Origin of the sequence: Nonomuraea muscovyensis, from assembly GCF_014207745.1 — a bacterium.
Classification (GTDB): domain Bacteria; phylum Actinomycetota; class Actinomycetes; order Streptosporangiales; family Streptosporangiaceae; genus Nonomuraea; species Nonomuraea muscovyensis.
In genome coordinates, this window is the sequence record NZ_JACHJB010000002.1 from 1,726,766 (window position 1) to 1,750,550 (window position 23,785).

17 protein-coding genes and 3 rRNA genes are annotated in these 23,785 nt (G+C 68.2%); 9 read left to right on the forward strand and 11 right to left on the reverse strand.

The features are described from left to right. Positions 1-55 precede the first annotated feature (55 nt). Positions 56-403, forward strand: coding sequence for an SCP2 sterol-binding domain-containing protein (locus tag FHU36_RS24770; protein ID WP_185086258.1), 348 nt, complete (start codon positions 56-58; stop codon positions 401-403). Between the two features lie 265 nt (positions 404-668). Here FHU36_RS24770 and FHU36_RS24775 read toward each other — a convergent pair whose 3' ends face one another. Next, a complete protein-coding gene (locus tag FHU36_RS24775; RefSeq protein ID WP_185086259.1) occupies positions 669-1,640 on the reverse strand; it encodes an HAD-IIA family hydrolase in 972 nt (323 codons plus the stop codon). 445 nt (positions 1,641-2,085) lie between these two features. Beyond that, entirely contained in the window at positions 2,086-2,514 is a 429-nt protein-coding gene (locus tag FHU36_RS24780) for a tetratricopeptide repeat protein (protein ID WP_185086260.1), read from the reverse strand. Between the two features lie 110 nt (positions 2,515-2,624). On the opposite strand from FHU36_RS24780, the gene FHU36_RS24785 reads away from it, so the two are divergent. Then, positions 2,625-4,067 (forward strand): DUF1015 family protein, encoded by a 1,443-nt coding sequence (locus FHU36_RS24785; RefSeq protein ID WP_185086261.1) that lies wholly within the window; start codon positions 2,625-2,627, stop codon positions 4,065-4,067. A 213-nt stretch (positions 4,068-4,280) separates the two neighbouring features. Here FHU36_RS24785 and FHU36_RS24790 read toward each other — a convergent pair whose 3' ends face one another. After that, positions 4,281-4,679, reverse strand: coding sequence for a single-stranded DNA-binding protein (locus tag FHU36_RS24790; protein WP_185086262.1), 399 nt, complete (start codon positions 4,677-4,679; stop codon positions 4,281-4,283). Between the two features lie 109 nt (positions 4,680-4,788). Between FHU36_RS24790 and FHU36_RS24795 the strand changes: the two genes are divergently transcribed. Continuing rightward, positions 4,789-5,715: an MBL fold metallo-hydrolase gene (locus FHU36_RS24795; protein ID WP_185086263.1), complete on the forward strand. Its 927-nt coding sequence runs from the start codon at positions 4,789-4,791 to the stop codon at positions 5,713-5,715. Between the two features lie 503 nt (positions 5,716-6,218). On the opposite strand, the gene FHU36_RS24800 is transcribed toward FHU36_RS24795, so the two are convergent. Beyond that, positions 6,219-7,352 carry a hypothetical protein gene (locus tag FHU36_RS24800; protein WP_221496561.1) on the reverse strand — a complete coding sequence of 378 codons (1,134 nt, stop codon included), beginning with the start codon at positions 7,350-7,352 and terminating at the stop codon, positions 6,219-6,221. Between FHU36_RS24800 and FHU36_RS24805 the strand changes: the two genes are divergently transcribed. Continuing rightward, positions 7,296-9,044: a hypothetical protein gene (locus FHU36_RS24805; protein ID WP_185087770.1), complete on the forward strand. Its 1,749-nt coding sequence runs from the start codon at positions 7,296-7,298 to the stop codon at positions 9,042-9,044. The two genes, FHU36_RS24800 and FHU36_RS24805, sit on opposite strands and share 57 nt — an antisense overlap. 237 nt (positions 9,045-9,281) lie before the next feature. On the opposite strand, the gene FHU36_RS24810 is transcribed toward FHU36_RS24805, so the two are convergent. Together FHU36_RS24810 and FHU36_RS24815 are read right to left on the reverse strand one after the other, a co-directional pair. Further along, positions 9,282-11,036, reverse strand: a complete 1,755-nt coding sequence (locus FHU36_RS24810; RefSeq protein WP_185086264.1) for an ABC transporter ATP-binding protein — start codon at positions 11,034-11,036, stop codon at positions 9,282-9,284. After that, the gene (locus FHU36_RS24815) at positions 11,033-12,553 is read right to left on the reverse strand and encodes an ABC transporter transmembrane domain-containing protein (RefSeq protein ID WP_221496562.1); all 1,521 of its coding nucleotides are present in this window, start codon (positions 12,551-12,553) and stop codon (positions 11,033-11,035) included. Before FHU36_RS24815 ends, FHU36_RS24810 begins: the two co-directional genes overlap by 4 nt. Before the next feature lie 953 nt (positions 12,554-13,506). Between FHU36_RS24815 and FHU36_RS44820 the strand changes: the two genes are divergently transcribed. Then, the gene (locus FHU36_RS44820) at positions 13,507-13,617 is read left to right on the forward strand and encodes a transposase (protein ID WP_312891964.1); all 111 of its coding nucleotides are present in this window, start codon (positions 13,507-13,509) and stop codon (positions 13,615-13,617) included. A gap of 308 nt (positions 13,618-13,925) precedes the next feature. After that, positions 13,926-14,501, forward strand: a complete 576-nt coding sequence (locus FHU36_RS46905; protein ID WP_221496563.1) for a transposase — start codon at positions 13,926-13,928, stop codon at positions 14,499-14,501. A 69-nt stretch (positions 14,502-14,570) separates the two neighbouring features. On the opposite strand, the gene rrf is transcribed toward FHU36_RS46905, so the two are convergent. From rrf to FHU36_RS24840, 4 genes are all read right to left on the reverse strand, one after another. Continuing rightward, a 5S ribosomal RNA gene (rrf, locus tag FHU36_RS24825) occupies positions 14,571-14,687 on the reverse strand. A 145-nt stretch (positions 14,688-14,832) separates the two neighbouring features. Beyond that, positions 14,833-17,937 (reverse strand): 23S ribosomal RNA (locus tag FHU36_RS24830). Positions 17,938-18,304: 367 nt separating this feature from the next. Then, positions 18,305-19,826 (reverse strand): 16S ribosomal RNA (locus tag FHU36_RS24835). The 16S, 23S and 5S rRNA genes sit together here, the layout of an rRNA operon. A 479-nt stretch (positions 19,827-20,305) precedes the next feature. Continuing rightward, positions 20,306-20,899: an HAD family hydrolase gene (locus tag FHU36_RS24840; RefSeq protein ID WP_185086265.1), complete on the reverse strand. Its 594-nt coding sequence runs from the start codon at positions 20,897-20,899 to the stop codon at positions 20,306-20,308. A 376-nt stretch (positions 20,900-21,275) separates the two neighbouring features. On the opposite strand from FHU36_RS24840, the gene FHU36_RS24845 reads away from it, so the two are divergent. The 3 genes from FHU36_RS24845 (at position 21,276) to FHU36_RS24855 (ending at position 22,364) form a co-directional block, all read left to right on the forward strand. Beyond that, positions 21,276-21,503 carry a hypothetical protein gene (locus FHU36_RS24845; protein WP_185086266.1) on the forward strand — a complete coding sequence of 76 codons (228 nt, stop codon included), beginning with the start codon at positions 21,276-21,278 and terminating at the stop codon, positions 21,501-21,503. After that, positions 21,488-21,655 (forward strand): hypothetical protein, encoded by a 168-nt coding sequence (locus FHU36_RS24850; protein ID WP_185086267.1) that lies wholly within the window; start codon positions 21,488-21,490, stop codon positions 21,653-21,655. The genes FHU36_RS24845 and FHU36_RS24850 overlap by 16 nt, the downstream gene beginning before the upstream one ends. Positions 21,656-22,166: 511 nt before the next feature. After that, positions 22,167-22,364, forward strand: a complete 198-nt coding sequence (locus FHU36_RS24855) for a hypothetical protein (protein ID WP_185086268.1) — start codon at positions 22,167-22,169, stop codon at positions 22,362-22,364. Between the two features lie 79 nt (positions 22,365-22,443). Here the strand turns inward: FHU36_RS24855 and tyrS are convergent, their stop codons facing one another. Continuing rightward, entirely contained in the window at positions 22,444-23,709 is a 1,266-nt protein-coding gene (gene tyrS / locus FHU36_RS24860) for a tyrosine--tRNA ligase (protein ID WP_185086269.1), read from the reverse strand. Between the last annotated feature and the right edge of the window lie 76 nt (positions 23,710-23,785).

Below are 23,785 nucleotides of genomic sequence, written 5' to 3' on the forward strand. Positions count from 1 at the left end.
GGTGCCACAGATGTGGAACGCTACCTCCGGACAAGGCCCAGAAAGGATACGCACCATGGCAAGCGTCGAGGAGTGCCGGGCGGCACTGGCCAAGCTCGTCGCCCAGTTCCACGAGATCGACGAGAGGGACCGGGCCAAGCACGTGGTCGAGCGCACGCTCAGCTGCCGCGTCTCCGACCTCGGCGTGATGTTCTACGGCCGGCTGCACCATGACGGTCTGGACCCGTTCGAGGAGAACCCTCCGGCCGACGGGCGGACGCCCGACGTACGGCTGACGATCGTGAGCGACGACCTGATCGCGCTGGTCGACGGGGAGCTCGACCTGGCCCGTGCGCTGCTCGGGGGCAGGGTGAAGGTCGAGGCCAGCTTCGGCGACCTGTTGCGCCTGCGCCGCCTGCTCTGACGGTGGTTGACCCACCCGCCGCCCACCGCCCGCCGACCGCCGCCCGAGATATTCAATGCTGCCGCCAACCATTTGGCGACGGGCCGAACACATGGGTCACATCTGACCTGCGCCCGCACCGCCCCGCGCACCCGTGCCAAGGCCCGGCCCGCCCCAAAGCTCCCGTGCCAGAGACAAGCCACACGCCACGAACCTGGTCATGAGGATCCCCGCCGGGTCGCTCGCCACCCGCTGGCGGCATGCCCGATCCCACCGAACAGAACAGCTAGCCGATGCGGTCGAGCACCTGCTTGATCGCATCTTCCTCGACCCGCCCCTGCCCCGCTCGAGCCCAGGCCGCGTCACACGCCGCCCGCAGCCCGTCGATCCGGCTGCCGTCCCCCTCCAACCGCAGCACGTCGTCCACCCACCGGGCCCGCCAGCCGCCGCACGCGCCTTCTCGCACCTCCGGGTACGGTTCGAGCAGCGCGGACAGCCCCTCGGCGAGGTACGTGGGCCGGTGCTCGGGAGCGGCTGTGAGCAGGTCGAGCGGCGTGGCCACCCCGGTGAGCACCACGAGACCGTCCACCCCCGCTTTCATGGCCCCCTCGATGTCGGTGTCCAGCCGATCCCCGACGACCAGCGGCCGGCGCGCCCCGGTGCGGAGCACCGACTCGCGGTGCAGTGGCGGATCCGGCTTGCCCGCATACACCGGCTCCACCCCCGTCGCCGCGGCGATGACCCGCACCATCGACCCGTTCCCCGGCAACTCGCCACGGTCGGTGGGCATGGTGCCGTCCCTGTTGGACGCGACGAACAGCGCCCCCTGCCGAACCGCCAGCGCCCCCTCCGCCAGCAGCCCGTACGACAGCCCGGGCGCTATCCCCTGCACCACGGCGGCGGGCGCCTCCAACGCCGTGCTGACCGGCCTGAGCCCCCGGTCCCGGACGGCCAGCCGCAGCCCGGTCCCCCCGACGACCAGGACGTTCGAGCCGGGCGGAACGCGCTCCGCCACCACCCGGGCCGCAGCCTGGGCGGACGTCACGACGTCGGCCGCGCCGGCGGGCACCCCAAGCTCTCGCAGGTGCGCGGCGATGGCCGCCGGCGTCCGCGAGGCGTTGTTGGTCACGTACGCGAGCCGCGCGCCTCTCCCGCGCGCCGCCTCCAACGCCTCGGGCGCCCCCGGCACCGCGTGCCTACCCAGGTAGACGACCCCGTCGAGGTCGAGCAGCAGGGTGTCGTAGCCGTCGATCAGCACGTGGCCCCTTTTCGTCGCACTCTTACGCCTGTGTGACTCTAACGCCGCCCATCACCCACACCGCGGGCCAGCCCACTCTCATCCCCGGCCCCACCACGCCGGCTGCTCCTCGACCTCGGCCACATCGCTCGCGCAAGGATTTGCCCGCGCTCCAACGGCGGCGAGCGTCAGACGGATCGCGCGGGTCGTTGAGCTGGAGGACATGCGCCATCGGCCGGGTGAGCATCCCACTCACCACCCGACCGAATCACCCCACGCAACCCACTCACCACACAGCCAAGTCACCAGCCACAACCGCACACCACGGGAAACCAGCCACCACACCACCTACACGCACCGCGGGGCCAGGCCATCGCCGAGGGCTCCATCACCGCACCTCAAAACCCTTGAGCCCCTGCGGCAAACCCGTCAGCCGCGTGCCGTCACCGCTCCCATGCACCCGCCCCTACCGTGACATCTCCCGGCGAGCGCGCAACGTGGCCCGTACGCTTTTCAACGCGGACACGTAGTGGCGCTCATCGGGACGCATGGCCACGGCTATCGCCAACGGCTCCTGCGCCCCTTCCACGTCTCCTGTCCGCCACAACGCCAGCCCGAGCCCGAAGTGGGCGTAGTCCTCCGCGGGATTGGCGTCGACGATCTGCCGGAAGCTCTCCGCCGCCTCCGCGTACTGCCGCGAGTTGAACTGGGCCCGGGCCAGCGCCTCGCGGATGCTGCGCGAGCCGGGCTCGGCCAGGGCGGCGCGTTCGAGAAGCGCGGCGGCCGCAGCCGGACTGCCCTCCTGCAGAAGTCTCACCCCACGCTGGTACCAGTCGTAAACGTGGCCTTCCGGGGCGCCGGGGGAATCATCGTGGGGATTCGTTCCTTGGACCATACGTGAGGTCTCCTTCATCGACAGACGACGGATCCGCTCGGTTCGCCGCGTCACCGGGCGCGGCTGGGGCGTTGGGGCGACTTCCAGAGGACTCAGACCTTTATGGGAGCATGCCCGGTATGGGCACTCCTGAACTGCCGGTGCCGGATGGACTGGTGCTACGGCCCTTCCGCGGCGTCCGCTTCGCCGTCGACGATCCAGCCAAGGTGACGTCTCCGCCCTACGACCTGATCTCCAACGGCGATGTCCGTGCGCTCCTTGACTCCCATCCCAACAACGTCGTACGGCTCATCCTTCCCTGCACGTCGCCCCAGGCCACTCCGCAGGAAGAGGCAGGTCAGGCCGCCACGCCGGCGACTGAGCCCGCCGCCACCCCGCCCGGCACCTCCCCGGCCACCCATCCCGACGACGGCCGGCGAATTCCGGCGCCTGACGACCGGACCGACTCCGGCGACCAGAAGTACGGCCCCGCCCGCGACACCCTGCGCGCCTGGCTGTCCTCGGGTGTCCTCGTTCGAGACGACCTCCCCGCCCTCTACGCCTACGAACAGAGCGGCGCCGGAGTCCTGCAGCGCGGTCTCATCGGAGACGTCGGCCTGGCCGACCCGGCTCAGGGGATCATCCTGCCCCACGAGGACGTCTTCCCCGGTCCCGTCGCCGACCGCCTGGCCTTGATGAGCACCACCCAGGCCAACCTCGAACCCATCTTCCTCCTTTACAACGGCGACCACGGTGCGGCGACGCGCCTGGTGGAGGAGGTGGCCACCACGCGCGCCCCCTTGATCCACGCACGCACGGACGACGGCCTGAGCCACCGCCTGTGGGCGATCACCGACCAGGCCGAGATCGACGCCGTCAACGCCGACCTGCGCCCCCGCCAAGCCCTCATCGCCGACGGCCATCACCGGTACGCGACGTACCGCATCCTCCAGCGCCAGGAGCACGCCGCCCGCACGACGCCGATCCCACCTGCCACCCCTCAGGTGGGCCCGTGGGACTTCGGGCTGGCGCTCCTTGTCGACTCCACCGCGTACCCACCCGACCTCAAAGCCATCCACCGCGTCATCCCCGGCCTTCCGCTGGCCCAGGCCGCGGCACGGGCAAAGGGGTCGTGGCAGGTGCACGACCATCCCACGCTCGCCGAGGGCCTGGCCGCGCTGGACGCGGCGGCGGAGCCCGCCTTCCTGCTGGCGGGTGAGGGCGGCAGCCATCTGCTCACCGATCCCGACCCCACGCAGCTGGCACACGCCATGCCTGCCGACCATTCCGATCGCTGGAACTCACTGAACACCGCCGTCCTCACCCGATTCGTCATGCCCAAGGTGTGGGGCATGGAGGAGGACGAGCAGGCCGTGCGCATCGTCCACCACGACGCCCAAGCCGCCAGGGACCTCGCCGTCCGCTACGGTGGTACGGCGGTGATCATCAAGCCACTCGCCGTCGACGACGTACTGGCCGTGGCCGCAGCCGGGGAACGGGTCCCGCGCAAGTCCACCTCCTTCGGCCCCAAGCCCAGAACGGGGCTGCTCCTACGCACGTTCGCCACAGAGTGACCCACACCATCACGGGCGCACCACCGTCACGGGCGACACCTACCCGGCGCACCGCCTGCCGGGCACACCTTCCGCAGCCCGCCCGATGCCTCCAGGACGCCCCGCGCGTAGAGCCACCGACCGTCGAAGCACCTGGGCACCACCAGGCGGCGTGCCAGCCTGAACCACGGCCTGGACTCAGGCGAGAGGCAGCCCCAAAGTGACGGCACTTCCTCACCCCACCTCGGCGAGCGCTGCCACCGGCCGGGGAGGCGAAGGCCTCGGGGCTTCGCCCCGATCCGCCTCCTGGGTGGGGTCCGCCTCGATCGGTCTGGCCGAGAGGACCTCCACCTCGTAGCGCCAGACCTTCGCGGTCGACGGGCCGTAGATGCGACACCGGAACGCCCCCGTCACCTCCAGCAGCGCAGGAGGCCGCAAGCTCCGGACCAGCTCGGCCGTCTCCTGGTCGAACGTGACGCAGGGGATGCTGTCGGTCAGGGTGCCGCCACGTCTGTGGCGGCGGCGCCGTCGCACCACCAGACGCCACTTCGTCAGGGTGTCGCCGCTCGGCAACGTCTTGTCCTCGGCTGCCCCGGACAGCCTTCCCACCAGAACGACCTCGTTGCGGTCCATTACCGCCTCCCATCGATGCTCAGGTGGAGATCACTCTTTACGATGAGGGGGAGGCCGGATCGGCTCGAACGCCGTTCTGGGGATAGCGGACACGGCTCTTGGAGCGCCTGTGGACAACATCACCGCCCTGGGCGGCGACGTCTATGAGATTGACACCAAAATGGCCGGCTACACGGGCATCACCGCCGGCTACCTGATCCTGGGCGACCGCCCCTGCCTGGTGGAGACGGGCACGTCCACGTCGGCGCCGGTGGTGCGTGATGCCCTGGCGTCCCTGGGCGTGGGCCCCCAGGACCTGGCGACGGTCGTCGTCACGCACATTCACCTCGACCATGCCGGAGGGGTCGGCGACATCGCCAGGTTCTTCCCTGCCGCGCAGATCGTCGTACACGAGAAGGGTGCCCGGCATCTGGCGGACCCGTCCCGGCTGATGGCCAGCGCCCGCATGGTGTGGGGCGACAAGCTGGACACGCTCTTCGGCGAGCTGTCGCCGACCGAGGCGGAACGCATCGTCGCCCTGGGCGACACCGGCTCCATCGACCTGGGCAACGGCCGAACCCTGAGCAGCCACTACTCACCCGGCCATGCCAAGCACCACGTCGGCCTGGTCGACTCTGGCACCGGCGACCTGTACGTCGGCGACGCCGCCGGGGTCTACCTTCCGCAGACCGGTGACCTGCGGCCTGCCACACCGCCACCGGACTTCGATCTGCAGACGGCGCTCAACTCGATCGCCCTGTTCGAGGCTCTGGGGCCGCAGCGGCTGCTGTTCAGCCACTACGGCCCGGTGAACGCGGTCCAGGAGACGCTCGAACGGTCCGCCGAGGAGCTCCGCATCTGGGTGGACCTGACCCGGCAGGCACGCACCGAAGGCATGGATCTCGACCACGCCGTGGCCATGGTCAGGGACCGCACGAAGGAGCGCTACAGCGCGCTGAAGGCCGACGACCAGACGGCGGAGCAGTTCGAGTTGTTGAGCGGCGCGCCGTCGAACGTCGCCGGCATCCTCCACTGGCTCGACCGCGTGTCGCCGTAACAGCCGACCGGCACGGTCTGTCAGCGCGGAGCCCCGGTACGCGAGGCGCGTCCATCCGGCCATACGCACAGCGTGCCCCGTCCGGCGAGCCCGTCTCGTCCGGCGGGGCATGCCACAGGACCCGCGCACCGGGCCTGAGGCACCTGCCACGGCTCGTTCGGTGCGCCCATGCTGCGTGATGCGACTCACGCACGTCGGTGTACGCGTGCCGCCGTGTGGCTCGACCCGCCGGGCCTCGCTGGTCGTGCCGCCGCACCGAACCGCGTACGGACATGTGTCAGCTCAGCATCGGCAACGCACCGGTCGCGGATCTGACAGGCTTCTTGGGCTGTCGCCCTGGTCCGCGTTTCGATTGTCAGGCCGTGACACGCCGTCCAGCACGCTGACCCCCTTCCGACGAACTCATCCTCTACGTCACGTCCCGGACATGGAAAAGCCGCCGTCCACCCCTGAGAGGGATGGACGACGGCTGATCACGACCTGGCTACGGAGGCGGCGGGACGTCAATCGTCGCGCTTGGGCCTGTCCGTCGTCGGCGCTTCTTCCGGCTCGTCGAGAATGTCGCCGAAGTTCGGCTCGATGAAGGCCAGGTTGATGTCCGGGGCCGCTTCCGCCGGCTGTGTCTTGGACGCGTCCTCGCCGGTGGGCGCGGGCTCCGCAGTGGCCTTCTCGGCCTCCGCGGAATCATCCGGGGCCCCAGGCTGGGACGGCTCGGCGGTGTTCTTCTCCTTGGTCACGGCGTCGGCGCGTACGCCGGGGTCCGCGTCGAGATCGTCACCGTCCGTCCCGTCCTCGTCGGCCTCGTCCTCGACTTCCTCGTCCTTGAGGTCGTCGGTCGCCGCTTCGTCCTTCGGCTCGTCGTCCTGGACTTCATCGTCCTCGGTGAGGAGATCGTCGGCCTCGGCCAGCGCAGCCTCGTCCTCGATTTCCTCCTCCCGCTCGATCGCCTGGTCGATGGCGTCCGTGTCGGCGTCGTCCGTGTCGGCGTCGTCGAAGTCCTCTTCGAGGTCCTCGATGACCGCGCCGGTCAGCTCGGCGTAGCGCTCGGCCGCGTCGGTCTCACCGTCCTCGTCGAACGCCATCGCGCGGGCGAACCAGTCGGTCGCCGCCTCCTGGTGGCCTGCCTCCGCCAGCGCATCGGCGTACGCGAACGCGAGCCGCGCCGACCAGGGCTTCTGCTCCGGGTCGCGCAGTTCGGGGAGGCGCTGAAGGGTGATGACGGCGGCGTCGTGCTGGTTGAGGTCACGGCGCGCGCCGGACTCCACGATGGCCAGCTCGATGCGCTCGGCCCTGTCGAGGCGCTCGGCCTCAGGTGAGCGCACCAGGTCAAGGGCGCGCTCGGGTCGGCCGAGGCCACGCTCGCAGTCGGCCATGACGGGCAGGTAGGCGTCCGATCCTGTCATCCGCCTCGCGGCCCGCAGGTCGCTGAGCGCCTCGGAGTAGTGTCCGGCGCGGTAGGCGACGATGCCGGCCGCCTCGCGGACGACACCGATGCGAGCCGCGAACCTCCGTGCCACGCTGGTGTGCTCGTGCGCCCGGTCCGGGTCGTCGTCCTCGAGAGCCCGCTCGGCGGCGACGAGGTGCCTGCCCACCAGTTCGGCCAGGTCGCCGGGGAGGGAACGGAGCTCATCGCGCACCTCCTTGTCGAGTTCGTCGGCGGTGATGTCGGGCGCGACCTCGGGAAGCCTCTCGCGCTGCGGTGCGTCCTCCCGGTCCGGCCGGCCGTACCGGGCACGCGCCCCGCCGGCGGACTGCTCGTCGCGGTCGCGAGAGAAGGGCCGGGCGCGGTCGCCCTGGTAACCACCGTCGCGCTGCGGTCCGCGGTCATCGCGGAAGCCGCCCTCACGGCGCGGACCACGATCGCCGCCGAACCCGCCCTCACGGCGCGGACCACGATCATCACGGAAGCCTTGACGAGGTCCACGGTCGTCGCGGAACCCGCCCTCACGACGCGGACCGCGATCGCCGCCGAACCCGCCCTCACGGCGCGGACCACGATCATCACGGTCACGGAACGGACGGCGATCATCATCACGACGCGGACCACGATCATCGCGGAACCCGCCCTCACGACGCGGACCACCAGCGCCGCCGAACCCACCTTCACGGCGAGGGCCACGATCATCACGGTCACGGAACGGACGGCGATCATCATCACGACGCGGACCACGATCATCGCGGAACCCGCCCTCACGACGCGGACCACGATCATCGCGGAACCCGCCCTCACGACGCGGACCGCGATCGCCGCCGAACCCGCCCTCACGGCGAGGGCCACGATCGCCGCCGAACCCGCCCTCACGACGCGGACCACCAGCGCCGCCGAACCCACCTTCACGGCGAGGGCCACGATCATCACGGTCACGGAACGGACGGCGATCATCATCACGACGCGGACCACGATCATCGCGGAACCCGCCCTCACGACGCGGACCACGATCATCGCGGAACCCGCCCTCACGACGCGGACCGCGATCGCCGCCGAACCCGCCCTCACGGCGAGGGCCACGATCGCCGCCGAACCCGCCCTCACGACGCGGACCACCAGCGCCGCCGAACCCGCCCTCACGACGCGGACCACCAGCGCCGCCGAACCCGCCCTCACGACGCGGACCACCAGCGCCGCCGAACCCGCCCTCACGACGCGGACCACCAGCGCCGCCGAACCCGCCCTCACGACGCGGACCACGATCATCACGGTCACGGAACGGACGGCGATCATCATCACGACGCGGACCACGATCATCGCGGAACCCGCCCTCACGACGCGGACCACCAGCGCCGCCGAACCCGCCCTCACGACGCGGACCACCAGCGCCGCCGAACCCGCCCTCACGACGCGGACCACCAGCGCCGCCGAACCCGCCCTCACGACGCGGACCACGATCATCACGGTCACGGAACGGACGGCGATCATCATCACGACGCGGACCACGATCATCACGGTCACGGAACGGACGGCGATCATCATCACGACGCGGACCACGATCATCGCGGAACCCGCCCTCATGGCGGGGACCACGGTCGTCCTGGCCGCGGTTACCGGAGCGCTCACCGTAGCCACGGCCCTGGTACGGCCGCCGGTCTCCGCCCTCGCGGCGCTGCCCGCGATCGTCGCGGCCGCTGGAGCGCTCGTCGGAGCGGAACGGACGGTCTCCTCTGGACCTGTCCTGGTCACCCCCGCGCGGGTTGTACCCGCTCCCTCTGTCGCCGGACGAGCGTCTCTCTCCGTCGTCGCCTCGTCCGCGCTGTCCGCCGTCCGGCCCGTTGTCTCTGTTCACTTCTGGTCCATTTCGTTGGCTCACTCAGCGGACCCGTATCGCACATGACGGGCCGTGGCTGGTCGCTGCCCGCCCTCGGGCCTTACGCGACGAAGGCCACCCGTGGGGGTGGCCCGCTTTCCTCCAGCGTAGCAAGCCCGCGAGCGTCCATGCGCCCTCCGCTGGTGGATATCGGCTGCTCTGTACGGGCTCTTCGAAGTTGAACGGGGTCATGGGAAGGCCGGCTGCCGCTCACCCAGGAACTTCCTCCGCCGCCGAGGTCTGACCGTCTCCCGGCTTCACCGGTCAGCGCGACGGAGAATCGTGTTCGGCGCCGACACTCCGCGAGCCGCGCCACGACCTCCACAGCGCCTCGTACACCCCGCCCGCCGCGACCAGCTCGTCGTGGGCTCCGACCTCCACCACCCGGCCGTTGTCCATGACGACCACCCGGTCGGCGTCGCGGGCCGTGTGCAGGCGGTGGGCGATCGCGATGACGGTCCGCCCCTCCAGGACGGCCGCGAGCGAGCGTTCTGCGCGCCTGGCCGTACGGGGGTCGAGCATGGCGGTGGCCTCATCGAGGATGACGGTGTGCGGGTCGGCCACGATGACCCTGGCCAGGGCGAGCTGCTGGACCCGGTCCGGGCCGAGGGTGGCGCCGGACGACTGGGACCCCAGCTCGTCGTCGAGCGAGGCGACCCAGTCGGCGCCGACCGCCGCCAGCGCCTTGCCCAGGCGGTCGTCACCGGCCGTCGGATCTGCCAGCAGCAGGTTGTCGCGGAGGGTGCCGAGGAACAGGTGCTGTTCCTGGGTGACCAGGACGACGTGCTCGCGGAGTTGGGCGGGGGAGAGGTCGGCGACGGGCACCGAGCCGACGGTGACCGTGCCCAGGCGGGGGCGGTCGATGCCGGCCAGCAGCTTGCCCAGGGTGGACTTGCCGGCTCCCGAGGGGCCGACGACGGCCAGGCGCTCGCCGGGCCGTACGGTCAGATCGACGCCGGTCACCACGTCGTCGCCGCCTTCGTAGGCGAAGTGCACGCCGCACGCCTCGATGCGGTCGCCCTGCGGCGCCGCGGCGGCGATCTCCTCCCGCGCCGGTGTCGCGAGGCCCTCGATCCTGGCGAAGGAGGCGCCGCTGCTCTGCAGCTGCTCCAGCCAGATCAGGATCGTCTCGATCGGCTGGCCGAGCTGGCGCAGGTAGAGCACGCAGGTGACGACCGCGCCCAGCGTGACCTGGCCGCGGTCCAGGAGCACCCCGCCGAGCAGCAGTACCAGCACGGGCGGCAGGAGCGAGGAGACCTCCACCGAGGGCCAGAGCACGCCGCGCAGGAAGAGGGTCCGCAGCTGGGCGGCCCGGCTGCGCTCGATCACCCGTTCCGCCGCCCGCGTGCGCTTGGCCTGCAGGCCCAGGGCCTCGATGGTGCGAGCGCCCACGGCGTTGGCGGCCAGGTGCTCGGCCAGCTCCGAGCGGGCGGCGCCCTCCTCCAGGTAGGCGGGGCGGGCGTGGCGAAGATACCAGCGGGAGGCGGCCACGATGCCGGCCAGCGCGAGCAGACCGCAGGCGCCCAGGACCGGGTCGACCAGGAAGACGGCGACGATCAGGAAGAGCGCCTGCAGGCTCGAGACGAGGATCGCGGGGGCGGCGTCGCGCAGGGTGCGGCCGACGACGGCCACGTCGGTGGTTCCGCGGGTGGTCAGGTCGCCGGTGCGGGTGTGCTCGACCGTGGCGGCGGGCAGGGCCAGCACGCGGTCCAGGAGTTCGGCGCGGATGTGTTCCTGGACACGCTCGCTGAAGCGGGTGCCGATCTTCTCGGCGTACCTGGACAGGACCAGCTGGGCCAGCGCCGCGCCCACGGCGATCGCGGCGAGCAGGTCGACCGTGCCTCCGGCGCTGATGGAGTCGATGATGCGGCCCAGCAACCACGGGCTGACCAGCGCCGCGGCCGCCGCGAGGCTGTTGAGCAGCAGCGTCGCGGTGAAGCCCGGCACGTCGCGCCTGACCAGGCGTAGGGCGGCCCGCCGGACCTGCTGGCGGTCGGCGATGGGCAGGTCGCGGTTCATGCGAGCACCGATCGGTAGGCGGGGGTGGACTCCATCAGCTCATGGTGGGTGCCGGAGGCGGCCACCCGCCCGTCCTCGATGAACAGCACCTGGTCGGCCTGGGCGAGCAGCAGCGGTGAGGTGGTGGCCACGACGGTCGTACGACCGGCGCGTGCCGTACGGAGTCGCCCCGCGAGGAGGGACTCGGTGTGCGCGTCCAGCGCGGAGGTGGGCTCCACGGCCAGCAGCACCTCGGGCTCGGCCAGCAGCGCCCGGGCCAGGCGCACGCGCTGACGCTGGCCGCCCGACAGGTTGCGGCCACCGGGTTCGATCATCGAGTCGAGCCCGTGGCGCAGCCCTGCGACCACGTCCTGCGCCGCGGCGACGTGCACGGCCCGGTGGATGGCCTCGTCGTCCGCCTCGCCCCGGCCCTGGAGGACCTCGCGCAGCGTGCCCGCGAACAGGGCGGCGTCGTGGTCGGCGATCAGGGAGGTGCCGTCGAACCCGCCCAGCCCTTCGAGCAGCGCCACGCCCTCCTCGGGCCGGGCACTGACCAGCCCCACCAGGCTCCCCGGCGCGACCTCCGGCCAGGCGGGCCGGGGCCGCTCCTCGGCGCGCAGCGCGAGGAAGCGGGTGACCTGGCGGGCGGCGACCAGGCCGTGGCTGATCTGGAAGCTGCCCTCGATGAAGAAGGAGACCGGCACCACCAGCACGGCGATGTAGCCGTATACGCCGACCAGCTCGCCCACCGTGATCGCCCCCTCGGCGGCCAGCCGGGCGCCCAGCCAGGTGACGGCGGCCAGGAACAGGGCGGGCAATCCGGCGCCCAGCGCGCCGATCCAACTCGTCAGCGACGCCACCCGGTAGCCCTGCTCGCGCAGGCTCGCCGAGTCGGTGCGGTACCGCTCGGCGTAGGTGCCCTTGCCGCCGAAGGCGTTGAGCACCCGCAGCCCCTCGATCAGGTCGACCAGGCGGGTGGTCAGCCTGCCCTGGTTCTCGCGGTAGCCGTTCTGCACCTTCATCAGCCGCCCGAGCAGCGGGCCGAGCAGGATCGCCAGCAGCGGCACGCCCAGCAGCACCACCACGGCCAGCACCACGGAGACCTGCAGCAGCAGCGCCGCCACCACGCCGTAGCTGATCACCGCGCCCACGCCGGGGCCGGTCACCGTCAGCGAGGCGGCGATGGTGATGACGTCGCCGATGCCGATCGTCACCACGTCGCCCGTCGAAGCGCGCTTGGGCAGGTCGGCGCCCAGCTTGTTGATCTGCTCGACCAGGGCGCGCACGATGCGGAAGTTGGCGTCCATCCGGATCTTGGTCATCGTGCGGTGCCGCAACATCGCCAGCCAGGCGTTGACCAGGCCCGCGCCGAGCAGCGCCAGCACCCAGCCGGGCGCCAGGTTGTCGTCGATCGCCCTGGACAGCAGGTACGGCGGGAGCGTCAGGCCCACCATCCAGAGGGTTCCCAGCGTCGCGCCCAGCGCGACCCGGCCCTTCTGCGCCCAGGCCAGCCAGCACAGATATCGAGCCGCCTTCATGGTGGTCACGCTAGAGCATGGCTTTAACGCCTCTTTGCCCGCCCTGGAGCGGCCGTTCGTAGCGGCTGACCCAGGTGATCGGTCCCTCCTTGTCGCGCTGCCCGGGTGCACCCGTGACGGCGACGTCGCCACGGTGCGCGAAGCCCCGCTCGCGGATAGTAGGTACGCAGCCGGTCTTGAGGGTGCTCGCCGCTCTCGTTGATCATTCCTGTTGTCGAAGCAAGATCTCACAACAGAGAAGCCGTGAGCGTGGTCAACGACACGACCCGGCTGCTGGGCCTGGAAGGCGTGCTGGTCACCAAGGTCATCGCCCGGGATGAGGGTGCTGGCCGGGGGCCTGTTGTCTGGCTGGAGCCGCTGGATGAGCGGGCCCGGACCTGTCCGGAGTGCGGGGTGTCGGCCACCCGGATGAAGGAGTGGGTGACGGCCAGCCCGCGTGATCTCCCCGTCGGGGACCGACCTGCCGGCTGCGCCGGCGTAAACGCCGCTGGCATTGCGACCAACGGGAGTGTCCGCGCCGGCCGTTCACCGAGCAGGTGGAGCAGCTCCCTGCCCGGTCGCGTCTGACGCTGCGGTTACGGCGGTGCGGCGGTGGCCGATGGCGGCCGGACGGGCGTGCGGTCCGCGCGCGATCACGGCGTGTCCTGCCCGGTTGTCTCGGCTGCGTTCAGCGTATGCCGCCCGGGTCCTGCCGGACGAGCCCGAGCCGGTGGCGGTGCTGGGGATCGATGAGACCCGCCGCAGCCGACCACGATGGAGCTTCGACGAACAAGCTCAGGCATGGCAGGCCGTGGCGGACCGCTGGCACGTCAGCCTTGTCGACCTGTCCCGCGGGCAGGGGCTGCTCGGCCAGGTCGAAGGCCGGACCAGCCAGGTGGTAATCGACTGGCTGGACGCGCGCGGGCAGGAGTGGAAGCCAGCGGGTCAGCCATGGGGCCATCGACAGGTGCGCGATCTACAAAGCGGCTGTGCGCGCCGCGTTGCCGCACGCCGTTCTGGTTGTGGATCACTTCCTCATCGTTCAGCTCGCCAACGCCGCGCTCCCCGAGGTCCGCCGCCGGTGACGGTCCAGGTGCGAGGGCGTCGCGGACGCAAGGGCAACCGGGAGCGGGAACTGCGTAACCCGCTGACCCGCTCAGCGGCCCGGATGCATGGGCTGCCAACTCGACCCGATGATTGACGACCCGCAGGCGCTGCCCAAGAAGATCGGCCGTCCGATCCTGGCTGCCTGGAACGCCAAGGAAGACCTGCTCGACCTGCTGGCCCTGGCGCATACACAGCCGGACCGGCATGTCATCGCCGACCGGCTGTTCCGCTTCTACGATCGTCGTGCCTCCTCCGAACTACCCGGGCTGGAGCGTCTGGCGACACGTTGGAGACCTGGTGGAGCGAGATCCTCGCCGTTCTCCGCATCGGGATCACCAACGCCGGCTCCGACGGCACCAACCGCGTCATCAAGACCATCGCCCGCGACGCCTACGGCTTCCGCAACCCGGAGAACCCAGCGATCGCGGACCCGATGCGCTACCACCCGACGAGCCCGTGGGTGCCTCAACCCCGCTCAAAGCCTCTATCCGGACACTTCCGGTATGCCCCCTCGCTATCCGCTACGGCGCTGTCAACCTCGCACGTGCCGATCCCACCGATTCGCAGGCCCGCACAGGCCTCGATGCCAGCATCTCGAGCGCGTGCCGGTTCAGACCTCCTGGAAGTCTTCGCCCATACGCCCGGCGGAGCGAGCCAGCAATGCAACCAGCGGCACGGCCGACTGACCCTCGACGGCGGCACGCCCCAGGCCCGGGCAGACGGGGTGCCCCATGCACGCTATTTCCGCGCGTCATCCCCATCAGACGACATCCCCGTGCTGCGCCACCCTGTGCGTCCGGCTGAACGGGATGCACCGGCACCACCGCGAAGCGCACTGCAGGGCAGAGCTCACACCACATAGACCCGGGACCGACCCCACAAACAGAAAAAGGGGCCCCACCCGAAGGTGAGACCCCCTAATCAAAAAATTGTCCGGCGGTGACCTACTCTCCCACACCCTCCCGAGTGCAGTACCATCGGCGCTGAGAAGCTTAACTTCCGGGTTCGGAATGTAACCGGGTGTTTCCTTCCCGCCATAACCGCCGTAACCCCACGAGACCACACAAACACAACTGTTTGCTGTCTCAGAATTGCGTAGTGGACGCGAGCAAGAACGGTCTGCCTGCAGCGCTGCTCCGGACCCGGCGAAGAGTAACAGAGCGCAGCACACACACAGACACGAACAATGCTTTGTGGTCAAGTCCTCGGCCTATTAGTACCGGTCAGCTCCACACGTTACCGTGCTTCCACCTCCGGCCTATCAACCCGGTCGTCTACCGGGAGCCTTACCCACTCACGTGGTGGGAGACCTCATCTCAAGGCGAGCTTCCCGCTTAGATGCTTTCAGCGGTTATCCCTTCCGAACGTAGCCAACCAGCCGTGCACCTGGCGGTACAACTGGCACACCAGAGGTTCGTCCGTCCCGGTCCTCTCGTACTAGGGACAGCCCCTTTCAAGTCTCCTGCGCGCGCAGCGGATAGGGACCGAACTGTCTCGCGACGTTCTAAACCCAGCTCGCGTACCGCTTTAATGGGCGAACAGCCCAACCCTTGGGACCTACTCCAGCCCCAGGATGCGACGAGCCGACATCGAGGTGCCAAACCATCCCGTCGATATGGACTCTTGGGGAAGATCAGCCTGTTATCCCCGGGGTACCTTTTAGCCGTTGAGCGACACCGCTTCCACACGCCGATGCCGGATCACTAGTCCCAGCTTTCGCTCCTGCTCGACCCGTCAGTCTCACAGTCAAGCTCCCTTGTGCACTTACACTCAACACCTGATTACCAACCAGGCTGAGGGAACCTTTGGGCGCCTCCGTTACCCTTTAGGAGGCAACCGCCCCAGTTAAACTACCCACCAGACACTGTCCCCGATCCGGATCACGGACCAGAGTTAGACGTTCAAAACGACCAGAGTGGTATTTCACCAATGACTCCACCCGAACTAGCGTCCGAGCTTCCCAGTCTCCCACCTATCCTACACAAGACGCTCCAAACGCCAATGTCAAGCTGTAGTGAAGGTCCCGGGGTCTTTCCGTCCTGCTGCGCGTAACGAGCATCTTTACTCGTAATGCAATTTCGCCGGGTCTGCGGTTGAGACAGCGGGGAAGTCGTTACGCCATTCGTGCAGGTCGGAACTTACCCGACAAGGAATTTCGCTACCTTAGGATGGTTATAGTTACCACCGCCGTTTACCGGCGCTTAAGTTCTCACCTTCGCCAACCGAAGTCAGCTAAGCGGTCCCCTTAACGTTCCGGCACCGGGCAGGCGTCAGTCCGTATACATCGTCTTACGACTTCGCACGGACCTGTGTTTTTAGTAAACAGTCGCTTCCCCCTGGCCACTGCGACCCCCACCAGCTCCAAGCGCAAGGCCTATCACCAGCAGAGGTCCCCCTTCTCCCGAAGTTACGGGGGCAATTTGCCGAGTTCCTTAACCACAGTTCACCCGATCGCCTTAGTATTCTCTACCTGACCACCTGAGTCGGTTTAGGGTACGGGCCGCCACAACACTCGCTAGAGGCTTTTCTCGGCAGCATAGGATCATCCACTTCGCCACAATCGGCTCGGCATCACATCTCACCCACAAGTGTTGCGGATTTGCCTACAACACGGGCTACATGCTTACCCCAGGACAACCATCGCCTGGGCTGGACTACCTTCCTGCGTCACCCCATCGCTTACCTACTACCCGATCGGATCGAGCGTTCAGCCTAACACCGCTTCCGAAGAAGCAGCTGACTTAAGGACTCTTAGCATCACGAGGTTCAATATGGGCGCGTTGAAGCGGGTACGGGAATATCAACCCGTTGTCCATCGACTACGCCTGTCGGCCTCGCCTTAGGTCCCGACTTACCCTGGGCGGATTAGCCTGCCCCAGGAACCCTTGGTCATCCGGCGCGAGGGTTTCTCACCCTCGATTCGCTACTCATGCCTGCATTCTCACTCGCACACCCTCCACCACTCGATCACTCGGCGGCTTCACCGGATGCACGACGCTCCCCTACCCACCCACCACACAAGGTGATGAGTGCCACGACTTCGGCGGTGTACTTGAGCCCCGCTACATTGTCGGCGCGGAATCACTTGACCAGTGAGCTATTACGCACTCTTTCAAGGGTGGCTGCTTCTAAGCCAACCTCCTGGTTGTCTCTGCGACTCCACATCCTTTCCCACTTAGCACACGCTTAGGGGCCTTAGTCGGTGATCTGGGCTGTTTCCCTCTCGACTACGAAGCTTATCCCCCGCAGTCTCACTGCCACGCTCTCACTTACCGGCATTCGGAGTTTGGCTGACGTCAGTAACCTTGTCGGGCCCATCGGCCATCCAGTGCTCTACCTCCGGCAAGAAACACGCAACGCTGCACCTAAATGCATTTCGGGGAGAACCAGCTATCACGGAGTTTGATTGGCCTTTCACCCCTACACACAGGTCATCCCCCAGGTTTTCAACCCTGGTGGGTTCGGTCCTCCACCCAGTCTTACCTGAGCTTCAACCTGCCCATGCGTAGATCACTCCGCTTCGGGTCTACAGCATGCGACTCAAACGCCCTATTCAGACTCGCTTTCGCTACGGCTCCCCCACACGGGTTAACCTCGCCACACACCATAACTCGCAGGCTCATTCTTCAAAAGGCACGCAGTCACATCACAGCCGCTCCGAAGAACGACTACGCTCCTACGGCTTGTAGGCACACGGTTTCAGGTACTATTTCACGACCCCTCACCGGGGCACTTTTCACCTTTCCCTCACGGTACTCGTGCACTATCGGTCATCAGGGAGTATTTAGGCTTACCAGGTGGTCCTGGCAGATTCACACAGGATTCCTCGAGCCCCGTGCTACTCGGGAACACCCCAAAGAGTCCATCCGATTTCGTCTACCCGGCTCTCACGGTCTACGGCGCCCCTTCCCAGAGGCTTCAACTATCGAACAGATTTATCACTCTTCACAGTCCCGGCAGAGACTGAAAGGAGGTCCCACAACCCCGAACATGCAACGCCTGCCGGCTATCACACACGCCCGGTTTAGCCTCATCCGCTTTCGCTCACCACTACTCACGGAATCACTGTTGTTTTCTCTTCCTACGGGTACTGAGATGTTTCACTTCCCCGCGTTACCACCAACCGCCCTATACATTCAGGCGGAGGCAACACCACATGACTGGTGCTAGGTTTCCCCATTCGGACATCCCCGGATCAACGTCTGGTTGGCGACTCCCCGAGGCTTAACGCAGCCTCCCACGTCCTTCATCGGCTCCTGATGCCAAGGCATCCACCGTGTGCCCTAAAAAACTTGGCCACAAAGATGCTCGCGTCCACTATGCAAATCTCAAACAACAACCAGCGACCAACCCACCCCACCACCAACACCCAGCAAACACTGGACTGGTATGGCAGGAGGCCGGCCCTGACTGAGGACCCACAAACCACGAGCCCGCCGAAGCAGGCCCGTCGCATGTCCGTTCCCTCAGGACCCAACAGTGTGTTCAACCAACCAGAACCCCCACAACGCGCCTTCCCACTCCTCCCGAAAGAGGCGGTACCAACCCGCAGGCGATCCAGCCTGGTTGACTAGCCAGTGCTCCACTAATGAGCTGCCGAGCGTGAGACGTTCACTCACGACCTCGACGTAGACCAGGAGATGAACCCTGATCGATGCTCCTTAGAAAGGAGGTGATCCAGCCGCACCTTCCGGTACGGCTACCTTGTTACGACTTCGTCCCAATCGCCAGCCCCACCTTCGACCGCTCCCCCCAGCAAGCTGGTTGGGCCACGGGCTTCGGGTGTTGCCGACTTTCGTGACGTGACGGGCGGTGTGTACAAGGCCCGGGAACGTATTCACCGCAGCGTTGCTGATCTGCGATTACTAGCGACTCCGACTTCATGGGGTCGAGTTGCAGACCCCAATCCGAACTGAGACCGGCTTTTAGGGATTCGCTCCGCCTCACGGCTTAGCAGCCCTCTGTACCGGCCATTGTAGCATGTTTGCAGCCCAAGACATAAGGGGCATGATGACTTGACGTCATCCCCACCTTCCTCCGAGTTGACCCCGGCAGTCTCCCATGAGTCCCCGGCCGCCCGAAGGCGCCGCTGGCAACATGGAACAAGGGTTGCGCTCGTTGCGGGACTTAACCCAACATCTCACGACACGAGCTGACGACAGCCATGCACCACCTGTCACCCAGTCCGAAGAGGGCTCCATCTCTGAAGCTTTCCGGGTGATGTCAAACCTTGGTAAGGTTCTTCGCGTTGCGTCGAATTAAGCAACATGCTCCGCCGCTTGTGCGGGCCCCCGTCAATTCCTTTGAGTTTTAGCCTTGCGGCCGTACTCCCCAGGCGGGGCGCTTAATGCGTTAGCTCCGGCACGGAGATCGTGGAAGATCCCCACACCTAGCGCCCAACGTTTACAGCGTGGACTACCAGGGTATCTAATCCTGTTCGCTCCCCACGCTTTCGCTCCTCAGCGTCAGGTAAGGCCCAGCAAGCCGCCTTCGCCACCGGTGTTCCTCCTGATATCTGCGCATTTCACCGCTACACCAGGAATTCCACTTGCCCCTACCTACCTCTAGCCGGCCCGTATCCACCGCAGACCCGCAGTTAAGCTGCGGGCTTTCACGGCAGACGCGACCAGCCACCTACGAGCTCTTTACGCCCAATAATTCCGGACAACGCTTGCGCCCTACGTATTACCGCGGCTGCTGGCACGTAGTTAGCCGGCGCTTCTTCTGCAGGTACACGTCAACTTCGTCCCTGCTGAAAGAGGTTTACAACCCGAAGGCCGTCATCCCCCACGCGGCGTCGCTGCGTCAGGCTTTCGCCCATTGCGCAATATTCCCCACTGCTGCCTCCCGTAGGAGTCTGGGCCGTGTCTCAGTCCCAGTGTGGCCGGTCGCCCTCTCAGGCCGGCTACCCGTCGTCGCCTTGGTAGGCCACTACCCCACCAACAAGCTGATAGGCCGCGAGTCCATCCCCAACCGAAAAGACTTTCCACCAGCATCTCATGCGAGAGCCGGTCGTATCCGGTATTAGACCCAGTTTCCCGGGCTTATCCCAGAGTCAGGGGCAGGTTACTCACGTGTTACTCACCCGTTCGCCGCTCGAGTACCCCGAAGGGCCTTTCCGCTCGACTTGCATGTGTTAAGCACGCCGCCAGCGTTCGTCCTGAGCCAGGATCAAACTCTCCAAAAAAGGTCTGATCTAGCTATAAAAGGAATCCGTCACCGAAATGACGGGGTTGTGCATCATGCACTGGCTTTTAACACACTGTTGAGTTCTCAAGAAACGGACGCGTAATCCCCAGAACCTCAGAGAGGCGCACACTTCACGTTTTAATCTTACCAGGCTCGCGATCCCGTGTCAATCCCGATCTCGCCGATCCCAGTGCCCCGTCTCCGGGGCAACCCTCGTAACTTACCGTGGCATCGAGGCCGTGTCGAATCAACCGATTTTCCGGTGATCTGGACGCGCCCACGACGACTCGGACCTGAGCGCCGCGAAGCGCCTCGGCCGAGTGGTGTTCTCAAGGGGCTTGCCCGAGGCCCGTCCGCCTGTCCGGCGTCCGGCTCACTCCCGGGCGAGGTGAAACATTAGGTCGCCTTCCGCGACTCGTCAAATCGCGCCGGCCGGCGGGCACCGCCGCGGCCGGCGTTTCCCCGCGAAGCCCGTGGTCAGCGCCCGGCCACGAGGGCACGCACCTGGGCGGGCGAGGTGAACAGCTCCGCCGACATGCCCGCCTCCCGTGCCGCCACGACATTCGCCTCGTTGTCGTCGATGAACAGCACCCGCGACGGCGCCACCCCCATCCGGGCCGCGCAGATCTCGTACGCCCGCCGGTCCGGCTTGGCCACCCCGATCCGGCACGAGAACGTCAGCGCCGCGAACCTCCCGAGCCATCCCCGGTGCCGCGACTCCCACACGGGCACCAGGTCCTCGATGATGTTCGACAGCAACCCCAGCGTGCGGCCCTGGTCGGCCAGCTCGCACACCAGGCCGACCATCTCCTCGTCCACCGCGCTCCAGCTGTCGATGTCCGCCTCGACCAGCGCCGGCACGTCGACGAAACGGGCTCTCAGGCGGGCGGCGACCGCGGCCCAGTAGGCGGACGAGTCCTGACCGGCGTCGTAGGCGGGACGGCAGGCCCAGTACGCCTCCCAGAACCGCTCCCCCGGCACCCCGGCCAGTTCCACGAGCCGGCGCCGCGCCTCCTCCGTCTGGGTACGGGCGATGACGCCGTACAGGTCGAAAACGATCACATCAGACATGGTTCCGAGCCTATGCGCGCGTCCCTGCCCCCGTGACTGATGTCGCCGCCCTCGCTCCTCCTGTCCCGCCGGTGGATCCTCTGGCTGACGACAGGCCCCGTCGCGTTCCTCGCGACCCTCACCGAATCGGGCTCGGCCTCGCTGGACGGCACCGGGCCGGCCACGCCGAGCGCCGCCTCGCGTTCCCTGCCGGGACTGGGGGAGCTGCCCGCGAACATCGACGGGTACCTCCTGCCCCCTGACTGTTCTGGCGCCCGTGGGTGCAGGCGGGCACGGCCGGACTGTGGTTCGAGCTGCCGTCGGCGCCGGGCGTCGGGGTGGCCGCGTGGTTCGTGGCCGACCTGGGGCGGCGCGTGCGCAATGTGCCTGTGGGGGGGTGGCGGCCGCGGCCATCCTCGCGATGCTGCCCATGGGGTCCTGCCACGTCCTACAACGGGACGTACGCCTTCCCGCGGCGGCGGTGACGCTGTCGTTCTGGGCGTTGCACCGGGCGGCGCGCGGACGCGGCTGGGGGCTGAGCGCGGTGTCGGTGGCGTTGGTGTCGTGCGCCCACCTGTTCGCCGTGCGCCGCTACCGGCGCAGTTGCCGGTGCCAGTGGCGCTGACGCCCCGCCGTACGCTGCTGCTGCGGGCGGCTCCCGCGCTCGTCGTGGGCGGCGTGCCGGCACACCTGCTGGGGCCGGCTACGGTCCGCGGTGCGCAATCAGTCTGGATCCCGCTGAAGGGCCCGGAGGCGCTGCTGAAGTCCCGCTGGTGACCACGGGCGTGGCGGCCGTGGGAGCGAGGCTGTCGGCGGTGGCGGCGGGGCTCCCGTTCGCCCGGCGGACGGACGGCCGAGACTGGGCGCCGGCGGGGTGGGTGGCGTGCGGCCGCTGCTCCCCCCGTGTCGCACCTGGTGACACCGGCGTACGTGGACCGCTACCCGTTCGTGACCACCCCGGCGATGGCGCCGCCGGCGGGCGTCGCTGCGGCGTGCCTGCCGGGCACGGCGGCCAGGGTCCCGGACCGTCCGCGTGCCGGTTGCCGCCACTCGTACCCCGGCTGGCCCTGTATGGCGAACTGCGGCAACACAACGGGCGGTTCGAGGACTTCCCGGGCGCGGTCGGCCAGGTGCGGGCGCGGGCCGGGGACGCGATCGTCTTCGGGCGGAGCTCGGTGCGGGCGGGCCTGCACCGCGCCCTGCCCGGCAGGCCGGCCGAGGTGCTGCCGGCGTACCGCGCTCCGCAGCCGGGCGGGTTCACGTTCCGGAACGCACCGACAACGCGGCCATGCTCGGCGACCGGCAGCGGGTCCAGCTGGTGTGGCGGGACACCAAGGCGGCGGGGCCGAGAGTGGAGGCCGTCCAAGCCGCCGGGCTGAGGATGCCGAGAGTGAAGGCCGTCCCAAGCCACCGGCTTCGGGCAGGTCAGGTCGTGGCACCGGCCGAGCTGCCGGGTCTCGCCGTGGCGCTGTTCGCCCGGCCCTGATCCGGCCCGGCGCCCACCCGCACGAGAGGCGGCGTCACGCGGGAGCGTGGGCGGAACCCGCCCACGCTCCCGAACCGGGTCAGCCGACCTCGACGCCGCCGATCGACTTCTTGCCGCGCCGCAGCACCATGAACCGGCCGTGCAGCAGGTCGTCGGCCGTCGGCACGTAGGCCTCGTCGGTGATCTTGACGTTGTTGAGGTAGGCGCCGCCCTCCTTGACCGCCCGGCGGGCCGCCGACTTCGACTCCACCAGCCCGCTCTCGGCCAGCAGGTCGACGTACGGGGCGCCCAGCGCGGGCACCGTCGCCTTGGGTACCTCGGCCAGTGCTGCCTCCAGCGTCGCGGCGGGCAGTTCCTCCAGCGAACCCTGCCCGAACAGCGCCTTGGACGCCGCCACCACCGCCGCCAGCTCCGCCTCGCCGTGCACCAGCGTGGTCATGTCCTCGGCGAGCGTGCGCTGTGCCTCGCGGGCGAACGGCCGGTCGGCGACGGCCTTCTCCAGGGCCTCGATCTCCTCGCGGGAGCGGAAGGTGAAGACCTTGAGGAAGCGCACCACGTCGCGGTCGTCGGCGTTCAGCCAGTACTGGTAGAACGCGTACGGCGAGGTCAGCGAGCCGTCGAGCCAGACCGCGCCGCCCGCCGTCTTGCCGAACTTGGTGCCGTCGGACTTGGTGATCAGCTTGCCGGTCAGGGCGTGCACGTGGGCGCCCTCGACACGGCGGATGAGGTCGACGCCCGCGGTGATGTTGCCCCACTGGTCGCTGCCGCCGAGCTGCAGCGTGCAGCCTTGGCGCCGGTAGAGCTCGAGGTAGTCGTTGGCCTGCAGGATCTGGTAGCTGAACTCGGTGTAGCTGAGCCCGTCACCGCCCAGGCGCGCCGACACCGACTCGCGGGCCAGCATCCGGTTGACCGGGAAGTGCTTGCCGACGTCGCGCAGGAAGTCGATGGCCGACATCTGCGCGGTCCAGTCGAGGTTGCTGACCAGCGTCGCCGCGGTGGGCCCGGCGTCGAAGGACAGGAACTTCTCCACCTGCACGCGGATCTTGGCCACCCACTCGGCGACGACCTCGGAGGTGTTGAGGGTGCGCTCGGTGCTGCGGCCGCTCGGATCGCCGATGAGCCCGGTGGCGCCGCCGACGAGCCCGATCGGCCGGTGACCGGCACGCTGGAAGCGGGTCAGGATCAGCAACGTGGCGAGGTTTCCGACGTGCAGCGACGGCGCCGTCGGGTCGAAGCCCCCATAGACCGTGATCGGGCCCTCCGACAGCGCCTTGCGCAGGGCGTCGATGTCGGTGGTCTGGGCGAGGACGTCGCGCCATTCGAGCTCATCGAGAATGTCGGTCACGGTGCCGGCTTTCCAGTAGGTGTCGGGTGTTTACAGCGTGCCCGATCGCGCCGCAAGACCGCCACTTGGATATAGT